We start from the raw sequence: 524 nt of genomic DNA on the forward strand, positions 1-524 counted from the left end.
ATCGATCTCGCTTACTTCGAGCAGCTCCTGTCCCGGCTCGACGTCGGCCCGAACGGGGTCAGCGCGATCGTGCGCGCGGACGGCACGATCCTCGCGAGAAACCCGTCATTGAACGACGGCCAGATGAATCTCCTGCGTCGCTCGAAATCGTTCAAGCGGATGGTGAACAGCGAATCGGGCTTCTATCCCGCCCGTTCGAGCATCGACGGCGTCGTGCGCTTGTATACGTACCAGCGGATACCGGGCACGCCGCTGATCGCGGTCGTCGCGCCGGCCGAAAGCGACGTGCTGGCCGGCATCCGTCGTCTGTCGTGGACGGTCGGCGTGTCGGCCATCGTGATCAGCACGCTGTTCTGCGCCGTGGTCTGGCTGCTAGCGTTCGCGTTGCGCGACAACCTTCGCAAGCAGACGCTGCTGACCGAGCTCACTCGAACCGACCCGCTCACGGGCCTGCACAATCGCCGCGCGCTCGATACCGCGCTGGCCGACGAATGGGAGCGGCTGCAACGGGGCGGCGACGGCAG

Annotated in this window: 1 pseudogene; it reads left to right on the forward strand. The window is 66.0% G+C overall.

The features are described 5' to 3' along the window. A pseudogene (locus C5F75_RS36030) lies at positions 1 to 524 on the forward strand (hypothetical protein); the annotation flags it as partial.

Origin of the sequence: Burkholderia anthinoferrum, assembly GCF_002925705.1 — a bacterium.
GTDB lineage: Bacteria > Pseudomonadota > Gammaproteobacteria > Burkholderiales > Burkholderiaceae > Burkholderia > Burkholderia semiarida.